This is a genomic window from Streptomyces sp. SCSIO 30461 (genome assembly GCF_037023745.1).
Lineage (GTDB): Bacteria > Actinomycetota > Actinomycetes > Streptomycetales > Streptomycetaceae > Streptomyces.
This window is the reverse complement of record NZ_CP146101.1, coordinates 3,136,581-3,153,914: the sequence shown is the minus strand read 5'-3', so window position 1 is coordinate 3,153,914 and position 17,334 is coordinate 3,136,581. Positions and strand designations below refer to the sequence as shown.

17 protein-coding genes, 1 tRNA gene and 1 pseudogene are annotated in these 17,334 nt (G+C 68.7%); 13 read left to right on the top strand and 6 right to left on the bottom strand.

Annotation, left to right across the window (positions count from 1 at the left end; translation table 11 throughout):
- Window positions 1-342: 342 nt before the first annotated feature.
- Window positions 343-2,318: pseudogene (locus V1460_RS13920) on the top strand (ATP-binding cassette domain-containing protein); the annotation flags it as partial.
- A gap of 264 nt (window positions 2,319-2,582) precedes the next feature.
- Here V1460_RS13920 and V1460_RS13915 read toward each other — a convergent pair.
- Window positions 2,583-3,122 (bottom strand): ATP-binding protein, encoded by a 540-nt coding sequence (locus V1460_RS13915; RefSeq protein WP_338674037.1) that lies wholly within the window; start codon window positions 3,120-3,122, stop codon window positions 2,583-2,585.
- 138 nt (window positions 3,123-3,260) lie between these two features.
- Between V1460_RS13915 and V1460_RS13910 the strand changes: the two genes are divergently transcribed.
- Both V1460_RS13910 and V1460_RS13905 read left to right on the top strand, forming a co-directional pair.
- Window positions 3,261-4,577 carry a VWA domain-containing protein gene (locus tag V1460_RS13910; protein WP_338674036.1) on the top strand — a complete coding sequence of 439 codons (1,317 nt, stop codon included), beginning with the start codon at window positions 3,261-3,263 and terminating at the stop codon, window positions 4,575-4,577.
- On the top strand, window positions 4,577-5,374 hold the full coding sequence (locus tag V1460_RS13905; protein WP_338674035.1) for a hypothetical protein: 798 nt from the start codon (window positions 4,577-4,579) through the stop codon (window positions 5,372-5,374). The genes V1460_RS13910 and V1460_RS13905 overlap by 1 nt, the downstream gene beginning before the upstream one ends.
- A 19-nt stretch (window positions 5,375-5,393) precedes the next feature.
- Here V1460_RS13905 and V1460_RS13900 read toward each other — a convergent pair whose 3' ends face one another.
- Window positions 5,394-5,522 (bottom strand): hypothetical protein, encoded by a 129-nt coding sequence (locus tag V1460_RS13900; protein ID WP_338674034.1) that lies wholly within the window; start codon window positions 5,520-5,522, stop codon window positions 5,394-5,396.
- Between the two features lie 238 nt (window positions 5,523-5,760).
- Here V1460_RS13900 and V1460_RS13895 point away from each other — a divergent pair, with 238 nt between their 5' ends.
- From V1460_RS13895 to V1460_RS13865, 7 genes are all read left to right on the top strand, one after another.
- Window positions 5,761-6,513, top strand: coding sequence for an SDR family oxidoreductase (locus V1460_RS13895; protein ID WP_338674033.1), 753 nt, complete (start codon window positions 5,761-5,763; stop codon window positions 6,511-6,513).
- Between the two features lie 561 nt (window positions 6,514-7,074).
- Window positions 7,075-7,332, top strand: a complete 258-nt coding sequence (locus V1460_RS13890; protein ID WP_338674032.1) for a hypothetical protein — start codon at window positions 7,075-7,077, stop codon at window positions 7,330-7,332.
- Window positions 7,307-7,837 (top strand): DUF6879 family protein, encoded by a 531-nt coding sequence (locus V1460_RS13885; protein ID WP_338674031.1) that lies wholly within the window; start codon window positions 7,307-7,309, stop codon window positions 7,835-7,837. The genes V1460_RS13890 and V1460_RS13885 overlap by 26 nt, the downstream gene beginning before the upstream one ends.
- A gap of 26 nt (window positions 7,838-7,863) precedes the next feature.
- Window positions 7,864-8,712 (top strand): helix-turn-helix transcriptional regulator, encoded by an 849-nt coding sequence (locus V1460_RS13880; RefSeq protein ID WP_338674030.1) that lies wholly within the window; start codon window positions 7,864-7,866, stop codon window positions 8,710-8,712.
- 393 nt (window positions 8,713-9,105) lie between these two features.
- On the top strand, window positions 9,106-9,330 hold the full coding sequence (locus V1460_RS13875) for a hypothetical protein (RefSeq protein ID WP_338674029.1): 225 nt from the start codon (window positions 9,106-9,108) through the stop codon (window positions 9,328-9,330).
- A gap of 96 nt (window positions 9,331-9,426) precedes the next feature.
- A complete protein-coding gene (locus tag V1460_RS13870) occupies window positions 9,427-9,651 on the top strand; it encodes a DUF397 domain-containing protein (protein WP_338674028.1) in 225 nt (74 codons plus the stop codon).
- Window positions 9,652-9,740: 89 nt separating this feature from the next.
- On the top strand, window positions 9,741-10,208 hold the full coding sequence (locus V1460_RS13865) for a hypothetical protein (RefSeq protein WP_338674027.1): 468 nt from the start codon (window positions 9,741-9,743) through the stop codon (window positions 10,206-10,208).
- Between the two features lie 52 nt (window positions 10,209-10,260).
- Here the strand turns inward: V1460_RS13865 and V1460_RS13860 are convergent, their stop codons facing one another.
- Entirely contained in the window at window positions 10,261-11,424 is a 1,164-nt protein-coding gene (locus V1460_RS13860) for a DUF3987 domain-containing protein (protein WP_338674026.1), read from the bottom strand.
- 165 nt (window positions 11,425-11,589) lie between these two features.
- Here V1460_RS13860 and V1460_RS13855 point away from each other — a divergent pair, with 165 nt between their 5' ends.
- Genes V1460_RS13855 through V1460_RS13845 form a run of 3 tightly spaced genes read left to right on the top strand, consistent with a single transcriptional unit; the run spans window position 11,590 to window position 13,434 of the window.
- A complete protein-coding gene (locus tag V1460_RS13855) occupies window positions 11,590-12,156 on the top strand; it encodes a hypothetical protein (RefSeq protein ID WP_338674025.1) in 567 nt (188 codons plus the stop codon).
- Between the two features lie 5 nt (window positions 12,157-12,161).
- On the top strand, window positions 12,162-13,115 hold the full coding sequence (locus V1460_RS13850) for a hypothetical protein (RefSeq protein WP_338674024.1): 954 nt from the start codon (window positions 12,162-12,164) through the stop codon (window positions 13,113-13,115).
- A 4-nt stretch (window positions 13,116-13,119) separates the two neighbouring features.
- Window positions 13,120-13,434, top strand: coding sequence for a hypothetical protein (locus V1460_RS13845; RefSeq protein WP_338674023.1), 315 nt, complete (start codon window positions 13,120-13,122; stop codon window positions 13,432-13,434).
- Between the two features lie 88 nt (window positions 13,435-13,522).
- Here the strand turns inward: V1460_RS13845 and V1460_RS13840 are convergent.
- The 3 genes from V1460_RS13840 to V1460_RS13830 form a co-directional block, all read right to left on the bottom strand.
- Window positions 13,523-13,610: transfer RNA gene (locus V1460_RS13840), tRNA-Leu, on the bottom strand.
- Between the two features lie 202 nt (window positions 13,611-13,812).
- Window positions 13,813-14,475: an HAD family acid phosphatase gene (locus tag V1460_RS13835; protein ID WP_338674022.1), complete on the bottom strand. Its 663-nt coding sequence runs from the start codon at window positions 14,473-14,475 to the stop codon at window positions 13,813-13,815.
- A gap of 180 nt (window positions 14,476-14,655) precedes the next feature.
- Complete coding sequence (locus V1460_RS13830; protein ID WP_407077452.1) at window positions 14,656-17,211, bottom strand: SpoIIE family protein phosphatase; 2,556 nt, start codon at window positions 17,209-17,211, stop codon at window positions 14,656-14,658.
- Window positions 17,212-17,334 lie beyond the last annotated feature (123 nt).

Here is a 17,334-nt window from a genome sequence, read left to right as displayed (position 1 = left end):
CTCCCGCTGACACACATGGGGCTCGCCCACCACACGAGCGGATCCGGACTCGGACTCAGGCCGGAACGGCATCTTCCGGAAACCTGCACATTGAACACTCAACCAATATGCGACCGCTGAACGGCCCCCGGTGACCGCGGCCAGCTTGGCGCCTTGACTGACCATTGAGGCGGAAGTGTCCGGTTCGGCGCGCCACTCCCCTTCGCCCTGGAAGGAATTCATCCTGTGAAGCTTGTGCAGAAGTCGCCACCGATAGGTGGACGCGCCTGCACGCGGATTCAATTCCATGCCCGAGCAGGAGCCCAAGACCCGTCCCCGGATTGGCTGCACGGTGACTCCGGAATGCGCACCCTGTCGCCGGAGGGTCCGCAGGTGCTGTGGCTCGTGGTGGACGGCGCGCTGGACCTCTTCGCGGTCGATGCCGCCCAGCACGGCCACTGGCACTTCCTGGGCCGGCTGGAGCGGGGTTCCCTGCTGCCAGGGCCCGTCGAAGGCCCCCGCACACACTGGTGGGCAGACCGTCACCCGGCTGCGCGCTGCGCCGGATCCCGCTGCTGGAGCTGTACCAGCCGCAGGCGCATCCGGAGCCGGGAGCGTACGGCGGGTACGAGCAGCGGTACCCCGGCCACAGCCAGTACGACAGCCAGGACGGCACTCTCAGTCTGCTGGAGCACACCTTCGCACTCGGTACCGGCCGGGGCCAGCGGGTGCTGTTCGAGGCGCCACTCGACGGGCAGACCGCGAACGGCGAGTCGCCCGCCGGTGACGAGAACGTGCTGTGGCTGCCGGTGTTCCCCGGCAGCGTGCGGTACGCGGCCGAATACGGCGCTGGCTCCGCCGCCGGCCTGCTGGTGGACGGGGCGCTGTGGCAGCAGATGGTCAACCAGCAGTATCGGCTGCTGTCCGCCCTGGACGGCTGGATCGAGCGGCTGGAGCAGGCTCACGAGGACCGGGCCACCGCAGGCCTGAAGGCGGGCGAGGCCGCGCGGCAGGGCGCCGACCGGGTGCTGCTGGTATCCATCGGCCGCGCCCGCGGTCCGTCGGCGGAGCTTACGGTGAAGGGGGGTTCCGACGACGCCGCCGTCGCGGTGTGCCGAATGGTCGCCGTGGCGGCGGGCATCACCCTGCCCGAAGCCGGCCCGTCCGCCGCAGGCGGCGTCCCTGCGTCCGACCACGTCGGTCCCGTCGAGCACTTCGCGCTCACCTCCCGGATCCGCACCCGCGCGGTCCGGCTCGACGGCCGCTGGTGGCGGGAGAACCGCGGCCCCCTCGTGGGTCATCGGGCCAAATCCGGCGCACCGGTCGCCCTGCTCTGGCGCCGAGGCCGCTATCGCGCTGTCAACCCGGTGACGGGCAGCCGGATGCGTATCGGCGAGGACAGCGCGCGGGAGTTCGAAGCACGTGCCGTCATGTTCTACCGGCCGCTTCCCGAACTGCCCGCCGGTCTCTGGCGGCTGCTGCGTTTCAGCCTGCGCGGCACCCGCCCTGACCTGGGCGCACTGGCCGCAGCCGGTCTGGTGGCCGTCGCCCTGGGCGCACTGGTGCCGATAGCCACCGGGAAGGTGCTCGGCGAGCACGTGCCGAAAGCCGAGACCGGTCTGGTCGTGCAGGTCTCGGTGGCCGTGATGGCGGCGGGCCTGGTGTCGGCCGCGTTCATGCTGCTCCAGAACCTCACGATCCTGCGGATGGAGGGCCGTATCGAGAGCACCCTCCAGCCCGCCGTATGGGACCGGTTGCTGCGGCTGCCGACCCGGTTCTTCGCCGAGCGCTCCACCGGGGAGCTCGCCGGCGCGGCACTCGGCATCAGTGCGATCCGGCGGCTGCCGTCCGGGGTCGGGGCGATCGAGGCACGCGATCTGTCCTTCCGCTACGGCGACGACGGCCCACTCGTGCTCGACGGTGTCTCACTGACGGTCCACCCCGGTGAGTTCGTCGCGATCGTCGGCCTCAGCGGTTGCGGAAAGTCCACCTTGCTGCGGCTGCTCATCGGCTTCGACAAGCCCGAGTCGGGCAGCGTCCTCTACGACGGCCAGGATCTCGCCTCGCTCGACCAAACGGCAGTGCGCCGCCAGTGTGGTGTGGTGCTCCAGAACTCCCAGCCGTTCACCGGCTCGATCATGGACTGCATCTGCGGTGCGGAACCCTTCACTCAGGAAGAGGCCTGGGAGGCGGCCGAGATGGCGGGGCTCGCCGATGACATCCGGCGCATGCCCATGGGCATGCAGACCATGATCGCGGGCTCGGGTGCCGTATCCGTTGGCCAGCGCCAGCGGCTGATGATCGCCCAGGCACTGATCCGGCGCCCGCGCGTCCTCTACTTCGACGAGGCGACCAGCGCGTTGGACAACGCGACCCAGCGCGTCGTCACCGAGAGCACCAGCGCCCTGCACGCCACCCGCGTCGTGATCGCGCACCGCCTCTCCACGGTGCTGGACGCCGACCGCGTCATCGTGATGTCGGAGGGACGCGTGGTCCAGGAGGGCCCGCCTTCGGCCCTGCTGGCGGACACGGGCGGACGGCTGCACGAGCTGGTGCGGCGGCAGTTGGTGTGACGCGGTGGCCCGCGAGCCCACCCCGCACGCTCAGCGCGGGCCGCCCGGCAGTTCGGCACCTCGGGCCTTCGGCGCCGTGGCACCCGCCTTCTTCGGAGCGGGGGGATCGGCCACCGGCGGCGGACCGGGTGGCTGCTCCGGTCCGCGCCCCACGTCGATGTCCGCCCACACCGTCTTCCCGGAGGGCGGACGCGGCCGAACGCCCCACGCGGCGGCGAGCCCGGCGACGATGACCAGCCCGTACCCCCCGCCGACCTCGGCGGCATCGGAGAATCCGGCGGCGCCTGGAGCGTCCCGCACCACATCGGCGGCGAGGGAGCGCTCCCCGCGCGCGTCCGTCACCTCCACTCTCAGCCGCCCCGGCTCCCACAGCAGACTGAGCCGGAAACCACGGCCGGAAAGCCGGGCGTGTCTCACCGCGTTCGCGGCCAGCTCGGCGACGACCAGCGCCGCCGTCTCGGTACGCTCACCGCCCCTGGCCCAACCCCATGCGACAAGCTGCTCCACGGCGAGCAGTCGGGCCAACCGGGCACCACGCCGCGTCGAGCTCAGCAGCTGGGTGAACTCCATGACCGGTGAACCTGATTGCGGCATACCGATCCATACGGATCCACGCACCGTGGGATTCAGCCGGGGCGACGGCGCGGCCGAAGCGGCGCACGCCAGGCCGAATTGGGCGCGACCACCCAGCCTCACTATGATCCGCCGATGATCACAAGAAAGCGACTGGCAGCCGCGCTCTGCGGCACGCTGCTGGTCACCCTGACCGGCGGCTTGCTCCCTGCCGCCGCCATCGCCGACTCCGGCGGGCCTGGTGGCCGACAGGCGAAGGAGCCGCCGAAGGTCGAGCTGGTACTCGATGTGAGCGGTTCGATGCGGGCCCGGGACATCGACGGGCAGTCCCGGATGTCCGCCGCCAAGCAGGCGTTCAACGAGGTGCTGGACGCGGTACCGGAGGATGTGCTGCTCGGGATACGCACCCTCGGCGCCGACTATCCGGGCAACGACCGCAAGGAGGGCTGCAAGGACACCCGCACCCTCTACCCGGTCGGCGAACTGGACCGGACCGAGGCCAAGACGGCGGTGGCGACCCTGGCACCGACAGGGTGGACGCCGATCGGGCCCGCGCTGCTGGGAGCCGCCGACGACCTCGCGGGCGGGAACACCACGCGTCGGATCGTGCTCATCACGGACGGCGAGGACACCTGCGCCCCGCTGGACCCCTGCGAGGTGGCTCGCGAGATCGCGGCCAAGGGCATCAACATCACCATCGACACCCTCGGGCTGGTGCCCAACGCCAAGATGCGCGCGCAACTGATGTGCATCGCGGAGGCGACCGGTGGTACGTACTCCTCGGTGCAGCACAAGGAGGAATTGTCCGACCGGGTCAGCCAGCTGGTCGACCGCGCGGCCGAGTCGGTGGTCACCCCGGTGGCGACTCAGGGCACGGACCGCTGCGAGGGGGCGCCGCAGCTCAAGACGGGGCTCTACGGCGACCGTGAGGCCTTCGGCCAGCACCGGTGGTACCGGGTGGATCTGCTGCCCGGTCAGGAGCTGCGGGCATCGGTGAGCATCGCCGCCGACCGCGACGTCAACCGTGACTACGGCGTGCTGCTGCGAGCGTCAACCGTGCACGGCCGTGAGATCGTACGCGGCGAGGCGGCGGGGGACGGACGCACCGACGTGATCTCGACCGGACTGCGCTACCCGAAGCCGGCGATTGACGACGCCGATGCCGAATCGGACTCCGATGACAACGGCGCGGCCAAGCCGGCCTCGGAGACGGTGTGCCTGCGGGTGAGCAACTCCTTCTCCGCGTCGGCCACCGTCAAGACCGCTCCCGGTCTGCCCGTCGAGCTGGCCATCGATGTGGTCGAAGGCCCCGACGACGCGGGTGACGTGGCCTACTTCGGCCTCGGCCGCGGCTGGTGGCTGCTCGGTCTGCTGGCGCTGACCGGGTTCCTCGCCGGTCTGCTCTGGGGCTGGACCTCGCGCTGGCGTGTCGCGGTCTGGAGGACCAACTGATGCGTGCTCGTACCCGTACCCGAGGCCTGCGCGCTCTCGCGGGCGTGCTCGCGGCCTTCGCCGCGCTGTCCGCGCTCCCCGGGACCGCCGTGGCCGACACACCGTCCCCGACCGCGTCCGAGGTCGGGGAAGAAGCCCCGGCGCCGACCGAGGCCGGTACGTCGTTCCGCACCGCCACGGTCGTCCGCCCCGGGCAGCGGGCCACGGCCCGGGGGGCGACCGGTGACTACCTGTACTGGCAGTTCCCCGCCGACGCCGGGGACCGCCCCACGGTCAGGGCCACGGTGAAACTGCCGGATACCCAGGCCCGGCATGGAGCCCACACCTGGCGGCTCGACGTGTACGACGGTCTGCGGCGCCGTCAGGCCTGCCGCTACGGCAGCGACACCAAGAGGGCGTCAGCCGACACCGCTTCGGTGGAGTTGTCGTGTGCGCTGCGTACGGTCAGGGCCTGGGCCGAACCCGCGGCGAACGATCCGCTGCCCGGCGCCTACTACGTGCGCCTGACCGTCGTCGCCGCCCCCGCCGATGACCTCGGCGAGTCCGTGGACACCTCGCTCGAAGTGACCACGGCGGACGCCGGAGCCGCCGCCGACGTGGACGGCTCCCTGGGAGCGCCACTGGTGCCCGTGTCCGGCCCGCGGGTCGAACCGGACGGCGGCTGGGCCTCAGGTTGGTGGTCCACCCGGCTGCTGTGGACGGCGGCCGGCGCGGTACTGGCGGCCCTCGCGGGCATCTGGGGCTACCGCCTCACCCGCGGCAACGGGCGCCCGGCGCACGTACCACCGGGAGCCTGAGCATTCGTGCCGCCCGCCCTCATCGACGGGTGGGCGGCACCGCGGCCTCCTGGATGACGGTGACTGCCGTCTTCCATGCCTCGGAGCGCTGCTCTCGCCGCTGCCCCGGCTGGTGCGAAGGACCCACCGCCGACTCGTCGTTCGCCATCGCGCCACCTCCGGCACGGGGGAGACGGACCTCGTTCACCTTCGTACGCCAGGCTGCCCCGCCTCCGCGCGGCCCACCTTTCGTCGACCGTCGCCGCTTTCACCGCGCCCGATGACCTCGGCATTCCGCGCTGCGGACGTCGGGAAGTGAGGCGTACCGTGGTCGGAGAGGTGTTTCCGACCCCACCGTCACCGAGATCCGGGGCCGCCGCAGAAGGCCGCCGTGAGGGGTGCGCTCCATGAAGTTCACAGTCCTCGGGGGGAAGGGCCTGATCGGCTCCCAGGTGGTCGACTTGCTCTCGGCGGCCGGACACGAGGTGGTCGCGGCGTCGCTGTCGACCGGAGTCGACGTGGTCAGCGGCAAGGGGCTTGACGAGGCCTTCGCAGGCGCCGATGTGGCGGTCAACCTGACGAACTCCCCCACCTTCGACGCGTCCTCCATCGAGTTCTTCGAGACGTCGGCGGCCGCCATCGGGGCCGCTGCTGACGCGGCCGGGATACGGCACCAGGTGATTCTCTCGATCGTCGGCGTGGACCAGGTGCCCGGACTCGACTACTACCGGGCCAAGGCAGCCCAGGAGAACGCGCTTGTGAACGGGCCGACCCCCTATTCGATCGTACGGGCCACCCAGTTCTACGAGTTCGTCGACGCCATCATGTCCTGGACGAGCGACGGAGACATCGTCCGGCTGCCACCGACCCCTGTGCAGCCCATGGCGGCGGCGGATGTCGCAGCCGCGGTAGCGGGCACCGCATCCGGTCCACCGCTGCAGGGCATCCGCAACGTGGGCGGCCCCGAGGTGTTCTCCCTGGACGAACTGGGCCGGATCACCCTGGGCGCCCGTCCCGACGGCCGTCGTGTGGTGACCGACGACCAGGCGGGCATGTTCGCCGCGGTGCCCGGTGATGTGCTCACCGCTCCGGACGGCGCCGACCTGGGTCCCACCTACTACAGGGACTGGCTCGAAGGCGAGAAGCAGCAACACCCCTGACCTCTGTGGCGCTACCTCCGCCGACCGATCACACTGCTCGTGCACAGAGGCTCATGACAGGCGCCGCATCCTGGTCGGAGCGTCCGCGTCCTGCACCGGCGGAAAAGGGAAGGGCGACTTTCGCCCTCTCACGCGTACCGGGGAAATCAGGCACAGGGCGAATGAGCGAATCCGAGATGAATCACCGAAAGCACCGGACGGATCCGTGAAGACAGAAAGACCCCTGATCAACAGGGGGTCTCTGCTGGTTGCTGGTGTCCGAGGGGGGACTTGAACTCTCCACTCGGGCACCAGCCCCCTAGCTGGCTGACCTGCGCAAATATACCCTCTGCTGCCTCTTGGAGCCTGTGCGGGTTGGTCATGCTCACCTGCTGTTTCTGCCCCTTCCTGGCCGCTGTTGGTCATGCGTTGGTCACGTAGCCAACCCTCGGGCCCGAGTCTTCCGGTTGGCCGAGAACCGACCACGTAGGGCCTGCGAGTGGCCGTCAGCCTTGACGCTCAGACGCCGCCGCAACGAAGCTCGTGCAAGTTGGCGTAAGCCACTCGACACCGGAGGCAGTCATGGCACTACGGTTCATCGGGATTGATCCAGACACAGGGCAGCAGGGTTCCCCCACCGTATGGGTGGACGAGGAGAAGGGGGAGCTGGTGCTTCAAGGCTGGAGGCCAGACGAGAAGCTAGAGGCGGAGTGCGCCGCGTTCGAGGTTCCCGGGCATGCGCCCGGCATTCCGCCACACGAAGCAGTGATCCGGGTTCCGGCCCGCATGGTGCCGATGCTGAGGAAGGCGTGCGATGTCGCAGAAGGAACCGGGCTTTAACGAGCTGCTGGCGGCGGCTCGGCACTCGGCGGTGCATCTGGAGATGCGCGACTCGTACGGGGTGGGCGACGAGGCCGAGGACTTCGAGAATTGGCAGCGCACAGGCCAACGCGACGTGGACCCTGCCTCTGCCTACTGGGCGCCTTGGGTTGATTTGATTCGCGGCACCGTGGCCCGGGGAGTCGTCGTCCGCCGGGCCCGTGTGGTGTCGGAGCCTGTCACGGAGTACATCCGGTACGAGCACGCAGGCACCGTGGTGAACCTCCACGCTGGGGAACAAGTGCGCTGGCTTCCCCGCCGTCAGGCTTCCGACATCGCACTTCCAGGGAACGACTGCTGGGTGTTCGACGGGAAGATCGTGCTCTTCAACCACTTCACCGGGGAGGGGAGCTGGTCCGAGCCTGGTTGGGAGGTACGGTCCGAACCGGACGTTGCCGCACTGGCCTCCGCAGCCTTCGAGACGGTGTGGGAGCGCGGTATCCCGCACGAGAAGTACTCGGTCTGACCTGACGAATCGCGAAGAGCCAACTCATGTCTGCATCCCCCTCGTCCAGTGCCCAGGCTGCCCGTGAAGCCATCGCCACCCGTCTTGGGGGCCTGCGCAGAGACGCGGAGCTAACCGGGCATGAGCTGGCCCTTCGCTGTGGCTGGAGTCCGGCCAAGTCGTCACGCATCGAGCGGGCCAAGACACCCGCGTCTGACGCCGACATCCGCGCCTGGTGCAAGGCGTGCGGAGCCGAGGGCCAGGTTGAAGACCTGATCGCGGCGAATCGGCAAGCCGATCAGATGTACGTGCACTGGCAGAAGCTCCACCGGCACGGTATGCGCCGGGCACAGGAGGAAGTCGTTCCCCTGTATGAGCAAACGCGCCACTTCCGCGTGTACTGCTCGAACGTGGTCCCCGGGATGCTTCAAACCGAGGCATACGCCGCCGCCTTGCTCTCGACCATCGCGGCCTTCCAAGGAACCCCAGACGATTCAGAGACGGCCGCCGCCTCCCGGATCGAGCGCTCGCGCGTTCTCCACGAGGGTGACCACCGGTTCGCTCTGCTCCTGGAAGAAACGGTGCTTCGCTACCGGATCGGCGACGAAGCCACCATGGCTGGCCAGCTCGGGTATCTCCTGGCGGTCATGGCTCTGCCGAACGTGAGCCTGGGAGTGATTCCCTTCACGGCTCCGCGCCGTGTCTGGCCCTTGGAAGCGTTCTACTTGTTCGACAGTCGTCAGGCGAGCGTCGAACTGCTCACAGCGGCCGTGAACGTCACCGCGCCCAGCGAGGTTGCCACGTACGCGAAAGCGTTCGCGGAGCTGTCCAAGATTGCGGTTCACGGCGCCCCTGCGCGAGCGCTGATCTCGGAAGCGATCACCTCTCTCGGTTAGTTCGCGTGCAAGCTGGTGCAAGAACGTAGCTGCCTGAATCCGCCCTTTCCTAGGGTCGTTCTATCGACCTCGGAAGCGATCGGGAGGGCACAGCGCGATGACCGACAGCAGGGCGCAGGGCATCGAATCAGCTGATCATCTGGGCAGCAGTGAGGCCCGGCAGTTCCTCTCCCGTCTCTCCGAAGCGTTCGGCGTAGACGGCGTGCTCATGGTGCAGAAGAGCGACCCTGGCCCCGAGGGCGCCGACCTGGCGCCTGGCTCGGTTTTGCGTTGGCCCCGGTGTGAGTGCGGGAGCCCGAAGTGTCCTGACTACACGGCCCCGCCCATTGGGCCGACAGAGGGACTGAGTAGCCGAGTCGCTGAAGCCAACGCGCGGAGCCGCAGGAGTGGGCTGTGAGCATCAAAACAGCCATGCGGTACGTGATGCACCGAATCACCGAGCATCCCGACACGGACGTGACCTTTGAGGCTGAGTGCCTGCACTGCAAGTGGAAGGCGACCCCTTCCACCGAGTCGGCGTCCGTCGATGTGGAGTGCATGAACCACACGGATCGTTCCGGTCACGCCGGATTCCGGCGCGTCCGGACCTCGTTCGCGATGGTGGTTCGCGCCGAGTAGAGACCCCGCCTCGGCGGTGGAATCCCTGAACTCCCGCCCGGTATGGGCGGCGGCGGTCAGTCATGGCCGCGATCAGTTGAGCAGGAAGGTGCAGTCATGCTGAACGGAAGTGAGCTGTACGCGCTCGACATCAACGGGGCCTCGTTCGTGAAGGCGTGCGGCGGCCCCTGCACCGAGGGGTGCGTGACCCTGGCCCAGATCGGTGAGGACGCCTGGGCCCTCGGTGACAGCAAGCGGCCGGACGCGCAGCCGCTGCGGTTCACCACGGAGGAACTGGACGCGGCCGGGATCGACCCGGCGCGGTTCGGCCTCAACGTCTGATCCTCCCCCTCCGTCAGCCGGGCCGGGTCCATCCCCCGTCCCTGGGCCCGTGCCCGGCCGGCTGGCACTCCTCGAAACGGGAACGACTCGTGCACCACCATGGATATCTGTGGACCGGTCCGAAGCAACGCTTCGATCAGGAAGCCCTACGACGGCCCCCGCATCCCCATCCGCCCCCAGCAGGGAGCGCGCCGGACCTGATCCAGAGGCATCGTGAGGCGGTCGCGGAGTTCCCCACTTCTGATCTGCCGCCCATCGAAACGGCGTACTGGCTCATCAAGCCGCGCTCCTTGGTTCGTGGCACCTGGGATGAGGCCAAGGAAGCGGCGGCCTGGCTCGGCGAGAGGCTGGCCGAGTACGCGCACCGGTTCGCCGCCGAGAGAGACCGCGACACCACCCGTCTGTCCACGCTGGTCAACTCCGTTGCTGAGCGAATGGAATCAGGGGCGGACGTGTCGTTGGGCTTCTACCTCGAACGACCCTCGTTCCTGTCTCTGGCACTGGTGACCTGTTCCCCGAATCGCGCCGCTCCCGAACTGCGTTGCCCAGTTGGATAGTCGAACCAACAAAGAAGCCCCGGCCAGTGGCCGGGGCTCTCCTGTGGGTTGGTTAGAGCAGAGCACGGAAGGGGTTGGAATCGATGATCGGTTCGGGCCGCTTCACCGGCTCCGGGGCTTCCTTCGGCTCCGGCCGATAGGCGTCCAGGTGGACGACCTTGATTCCCGCCCTATCCACCACGGACCGCTCAGCCGGCGCTGACTCCTCGCCCTGGGAAGCGTCCCCTCGAAGGGTGAAAACGGTGGCCGGTCGGCCCGTCTTCCCCGACCGGTCCACGGTGACGACGATTTCGGGGAGTGCCTTCACCTCACTGGCAGACGCTCCCACGTAGGGGAGCACTTGAGAGGAGGTGGCCCGACCGCCGTGCAGCTCGATGCGGGCGCGCACCTTGTCCGCGAGGCTGAGTGGCTGTCGCTGCTTCTTCGGGGAGGTAGCTCCCTTGGTGACGCGTACGGCGTCTTGGACGGATCGGCGTACGAGCATGAACGCGGCCGACAGCATCTCTTCCGTGATGATCTCGGAACACTCGGAAGCGGCCAGGCAAGCCGCAACCCTCAGAGTCTGCTCTGCGGTCCGCTCGATGAACACCGCCTGACCCTCCGGCAGGGTCTCACCCAGGATGCGTGCGTAGCGTCGGACGATCCGCCACAAGGGACGGGCGTCTTCCCCAAGAGTGATCACACGGGGCCGTGCGGTAGCCCAGCCGTACGCGTCCGACAGCTCCGAACCGTCCACGTCGGGCAGGCTCACCCGGTCGTCATCGAGCATGGGAACGGAGCCCAGCAGGAAGGGGAGGATGCGGTTGTACGAGCCTCCGGCCGCTTCCGACTCACCCACGTACCGGGCCCAGTCGGGCGGAGTGATGTGCGCGTGCAGAACCATGGCGGGATCGCGGACTTCCTGCGCCTCCTCCTTGGTGGTGTTGCGCAGCGTCGCCCCGTCCCAGGCAGCACGGAGTTTGGTGGTGAACGAGGGGTCACGCTTGACCCTCTTCAGCACTTCAGTCCACTCCTCCTCACACACAAAGGCCCGAACGTCTCTGCCCTGTTCGGTCTCCGTGGTCGCTTCCTGCTGCTCCCACAGGTGATTGACCATGCTCGCGCCGGACGTGATCCCGGACGGGATGGCTCTCCGCCTGTGGTTGGAGTAGACCCACGACTTGGGCACTCCCAGGTACTCCGCAACCTCTTCGACGGTCATCAGCTTGGGCTCCATCGTCCTCCTCTAGTCCTGGCCGGTGGGCGGCTGCTTCCGCCCGTTGCTGTGCGGCCTACTCCAGGATGACCATGGCCGAACTGGTTGCGTCAAGTTCAATATCGCTAGTCGGATCCATGCATTGAACCTGCTGCATCTGGTTCGGCATGGGCTATGGTGGGTCACGTGAACACAGAGGAAGTAGACGCAGCCAACGAGTGGCGCCGCGAAGGCAATGACCTGGTGTGGCGCCGCTGCTACGGCCCATGGGAGGTCTCCGCACGCGCTGACATCAATGCCCCCTTCACGGGGCCGATCGAACTAAAGATCCGGCTCAGCATCGGAGGGCCTGACGTAGACGAGATCGACCGGTTGATGTCCGACGCCCTTGAGACGGACGGCATCCCGGCCAGCCTCTTGCGACAGATCCCCTTCGCCCAGATCAAGGCGGAGTTCCGGGCGGCGTTGGAGCCCGAGCAGCATCAAGTCATGGGCGAACCGTGGCCCGTGCCCGAGCGTTGCCGCACCGAGTTGGACTACGCCCTACTGGTGGCCGAATTGGCCCGGCTGCGGGCCACGGACACCACGGCACCGCAAGGGGAGTTGGCGGCCCGTCTGGGCGTCGGCAAGGCCACCCTGTCCGAGCGCGTCAAGCGCGCGAAGGAACTGGACCTGTGGGACGGCAAGCGACTCACGGACAAGGCAACAGCCATCCTCAACGACTGGCTGAGCAGTGACAGGAAGGAGCAGTAACCCACGTGGCGAAGCGCGGTAACGGGCTCGGGGGGACTCCGGTGGAGATCCCGCGCAAGGGCAGACCGAACACCTGGGGTGTGCGCACGCCCCTTCACTTCAACAAGGCGACGGGGAGGCAGGAGCGCTACTGGATCGGACGGGACTACGCGACCAAGACGACAGCGGAAAGGGCGCTGCGTCAGTGGATCACGGATCACGAGGCGGGCAAGGTAGCGGCCCGCTCGGACATGAAGCTGGGTGACTGGCTGGACAAGTGGCTGGCGAATCACAGGAAGGAGGGAACCACCGTGGCCGGGTACGAGACGAAGATCCGTCTACACGTCAAGCCGCACATCGGCGGCGTGAAGCTGTGTGAAGTCACCGATGACACCCTGGATGACCTGTATCGGCTGCTGGAGTCCGCCCCGTGCCCGACCAACAAGGGCGAGCCGCTGGGGGCGAAGAGTGTCAGGCACGTCCACAACATCCTGTCCGGCGCTCTCGGCGCGGCCGTGCCCAAGTTGATACCCGCCAACCCGGCAGCGACTGCGCACCCGTCCACTGCCCGGCAGATACGGGCGCAGGAGAGCAAGTTCCCCACCCTGGACGATGACGGCACCGGACGGTTCCTGTCCTCGGTGTGGGAGCCGTGCGGGAACCGGGCCTGTGACGGCGGTCTGTCTCACCACTGCCTGAGGGACGCTCCCCTGTGGACCGTCTACGCCGCTACTGGCGTCCGGCGCAGTGCGGCCCTGGGCATGAAGTGGTCCCTTGTGAAGTGGGATGAGGGGGCCATTGAACTGGGCTGGGTCGTGGTCGAAGAGGGCAACGCCTACCGCCTGCGGAAGCTCACCAAGGACGGTGACGACAACGCTCTGAATCTATGTGGATCAGTCCGTGATGAACGTCCTGAAGTGGCAGAAGGAGCGCCAGGACGCGGAGCGGAAGCGTCTGGGCTCCGCCTGGACGGATCATGATCTGGTGTTCGCCAGGGACGGTTTCAAGCTGTACCGGGGCGAGGCTGGTGGACCGCAGGACCCCGAGAAGGTGTCTGCCCGGTGGCGCACCATGCGCACCCGGTTGAAGCTGCCCGAGGAGTTCCGTATCCACGACTGGAGGCACAGCAAGGTCACGAACGATCTGGAGGCCGGGGAGAACCCCGTGGAGGTCTCTGCCAACGTCCGGCACCACTCGCCGGGCTACACCATGGCTCGGTACGGCCACTCACGTAAGGACGGAGCGCGCCGACTGGCTGCCTCCGGTGCGGGCCGACTCGGCCTGTCATCCCTGGTCTGACCTGGGGAATCTCTGGGCCGTTGGTCACGTGGTTGGTCACGCCACTGCCCGGAAAAGCAGAAAAACCCTGATCAACAGGGGTCCTTGCTGGTGTCCGAGGGGGGACTTGAACCCCCACGCCCGATAAAGGGCACTAGCACCTCAAGCTAGCGCGTCTGCCATTCCGCCACCCGGACCAGGTGATTTGCCTCTCGCGGGTGCTCCCCGCAGCGACATGGACAACTCTACCAGGGGTTCGGGGTGCCCCCGAACCGCATTTCGGGTGGTCAGTGGCTCACCCTGAAGGTGTCATGACGTAGTGCGGCGAAACAACCACGCAGGGTGCCCGCAGCCTTCCGGGAGCGGTCCGCCGAGGGCACCCAGGCGGTCAATCGGAGGTCAGGACAGGGCGCCGTCGTAGTCAGGCAGCTTGAACGTACGCTCGGCGTGGCCGCCGACGAGGTCGGTGTCCCGGTTGCCGATGTTGGCGATGATCGTGTAGCCCTTCGCCTCGATCTCGGAACGCTTGCGCGTCTTGTAGGCGCTGACTTCGTCGAAGAGGTCGGGCAGGTCACGCACGTACAGCCCGTCGACCGGGTAGCCGGCCTTCCTCAGGTTGTAGTCCGTGATGGAGTAGATGATGCCCGGACGCGCGGTGACGAAGAAGATGTCCACACCTCGCGAGTCGGCGAACCGGACGAGGTCCCGCACCTGCTTGATGGCGGGGGTCGGCCACTCCCAGAACGGATGGAAGTCCGTCTCCAGCGACGAGTTGTCGATGTCGAGGACGATCGCCTGCTTCTTGCCGGAGGGCTGCGATGTGCGCTGCTCGATGTAGGGGCGGGCCACAGCGATGACAGCGTCGATGTCGCGCTGCCAGGTCGCGTAGTCGATGCCTGCGGCTCCCGCGGCGGTGAGCGCGGCCTTGTGCTTCGCAGCGGACTGCGCCGGGGCGGCGGTCGCCGCCGCGGGGGCGGCGGCCGTCGCCGTCGGGGCGGATACGGCGAGGGCAGCGGCGGCGACGACCGCGGCTGCGCCGGACTTCCATCTGCGTACATGCATGTGGGGACTCCTGGGGATGGGAATGCGGCTCGAAGCATGCTCGTGGGCCGTTCAGACGAACGAGCGTTGGCATGCTCGCGCCTCATGATGTACGGAATGGAACATTCCATCTACTGGTCAGTAGCAACAAAATTCAGGGAGTTGACGGCATGTGACCGCGCGCCGGAGATGCTGTGCAGATCAACTGTCGACTGAACGGCCGAGCATCCGCTCCGTCGCCGGGCCGGCCCAACGGGCGGTGAGCAGCAGTGCGATGTCGTCGGGGCGGTCGGTGGAGCGCCGTGCGTCCCGGATGAGGCGGTCGGCGACATCGGCCACGGTGGCCGGGCCCGACCGGGCGAGAGTGGAACGCAGTTGCTCGATGCCGATGTCGATGTCCCTGCCCGGGCGTTCGATCAGACCGTCGGTGAACAGGGCGAGCACCTCGCCTGGCTTGATGCTCAGCTCGTTGACGGGATACGCCTCCGCGGGGTCGACACCGAGGATGAGGCCGCCCGCCAGGTCGAGCACCTCGGTGGCGCCGTCGGGCCGGCGTATCAGCGGCTGCGGGTGCCCGGCGCGTACGGCTTGGGCGTCGCCGGTGGCGGGGTCGAGCCGGACATAGCAGCAGGTGGCGAAGTGGGCGGGATCGAGGTCGCTGAGGAGCCGGTTGGTGCCGCTGACCACGTCCGCAGGTTCGAGACCGGCGAGCGCGAAGGCGTGTACCGCGCTGCGCAGCTGGCCCATGATCGCGGCCGCGGAGACACCGTGGCCCTGGACATCGCCGATGACCAGGTCGAGACCGCGGTCGGTCTCGATGACGTCGTACCAGTCGCCACCGACATCCATGCCCTGGGTGCCCGGCAGATAGCGGCCGACCGTCTCCACGTTCTCGATCGCGGGCAGCCGGTGCGGCAGGAGCGCGTCCTGGAGGCCGCGTGCCAGGGCCGCTTCGGTGTCGTAGCGCCGGGCACGTTCGAGTGCCTGGGCGATGAGCCCGGCGAGGGCGGTGAGCACCGTTCGTTCCTCGGGGGCGAATCCGCGCGGCTGGTCGAAACCGAGGATGCAGGAGCCCACGGGCCGCCCGGAGGCGATCAGAGGGAGGAACGCACGCGCGCCGACCGCGGCGTCCAGCGGGATGCCCGGGTAGGCGGAGGCCAGCAGCTCCATGGATTCGAAGAAGATCGGGCGTCCGGTGGTGAGGGTCTCCACCCCGGGTAGCCGGGCGTCGAGCCCCACCCCTTCGAAGGACTCGAGGAATCCGGCCGGGAAGCCGGTCTCCCAGGCGAGGTAGAGATGCCGCTCGTGGAGCACGTAGATGGCCAGTTGGCGTCCGCCGAACGCGGGCAGCAGTTCCTCGGTGACGACCGCCGACACCTGCCTCGCCGTGACGGCCTCCGTCAGCGCGATGGCGAGGGCGACCGGACGGTACAGGGCGGTGGCGCGGTCGCCGGGTGCGGCGAAGGCGAGACCGGAGCCGGGACGGCTGATGGAAGTGGCCCCGTAGTCCGGGCGGTCCGCGGCCGCGATGGTCCCGGTGAGCCCGTGGTGGCCGGGGTAGAGCGACACCGAGACCCAGTCCTGCCGACCTCGGTTCACCTGGAAGCGCACGGGGTCGTCGGAGAGCAGCGCGGCCCGGTAGAAGTCCTCGTAGGCGGGCCGGTCGAGCCAGGGTACGGCCTCCCACAGCACCCGGCCGACCAGATCGGCCCGGCTGCGTCCGAGCAGCGTCTCCGCGGTGCGGTTGACGTAGGTGATCCGTGCGGACCGGTCGAGTGAGAAGAGCCCGTCGGGCAGCCGGTCGGCGACCGCCTCGCCGGCGATGGCTCCCGAGCCGAGATCGATCAGCGAGCCGGCGAGGCGGCGCGCGCCGATCCCGCCGTCCGGAGCATGGACCGGGCGGCCCGCGAGCTCCAGCAAGGACGGCGGCCCGTCGGCGCGCCGCAACCGCAGCCTGCGGACCACCGGTCGGCCCTCCTGGGCGGCCTCCCTGCCGACGACCCAGAGCTGGTATACGTCTTCGGGGACCACCCGCGCGGTGAGCGCCTCGATCCGGCCCGGGAACTCGTCCGGGCTGATCCCTAGGATGGCGCAGAACTCCTCGTCGGCCGCCAGGTCCCCGGTGCTCAGATCCCAGTCGAATGTGCCGATCCGCAGCGGCCGGCAGGCTGCCTCGGGGGTCTGGACGACCAGGGGCTCACCACTCCAGTTCACGGGTACGCCGTCCCGCTCCAGCTGGGCCAGTGCGGCGCCGAGCCGTTGACCGGCCTGACTCATCCGACGCTGGTCGGACTGCTCGACGGGATGGCCCGGGGTGGCGGGGCGCAGGGCCACCAGCACCCCGAACTTCTCGTCGGCGCTCTGCGCGGGCACGTAGAGGGAGCCGAAGGGGAACGGCAGACCGGCCATGAGCTGCGGGAAGCGGCGCATGGCCTCTTCGCTGTCGGCGAGGTGGACGGGCTCGGACGTCCGGTAGCACTCGGCCACGGGGAAGGGGCGGTTCACATGCATACGCCACCAGGGACGCATCAGCTCGCCCGGGAGCCCGACGAGGACGGCCAGGCGGAGCAGGCCTTCGGTGTCCGAGCGGAGGTATACCCCACCGGCGTATCCGCCCACCGCGCCGGTGGCTTTGACCGCGGCCTCGGCGAGCACGAGTCCGAGCTCGTCCGCACCGGTGACAGCGCCGACACTCGTCCCGTGATGCTGCCCGCGCCCGCTGCGCGGGTCATGCCTCGCCGCGCCGTACCAGGTCACACAGCAAGGATGCGTCAGGGCCGTGCGGGACCGCACCTCAGGCCACGGCGGTGGGCGGTCCGCAGCTCACGGCTCCGGGGACAATGGGACCGCCGAGACCACCGCACGCACAGAACCGGGACT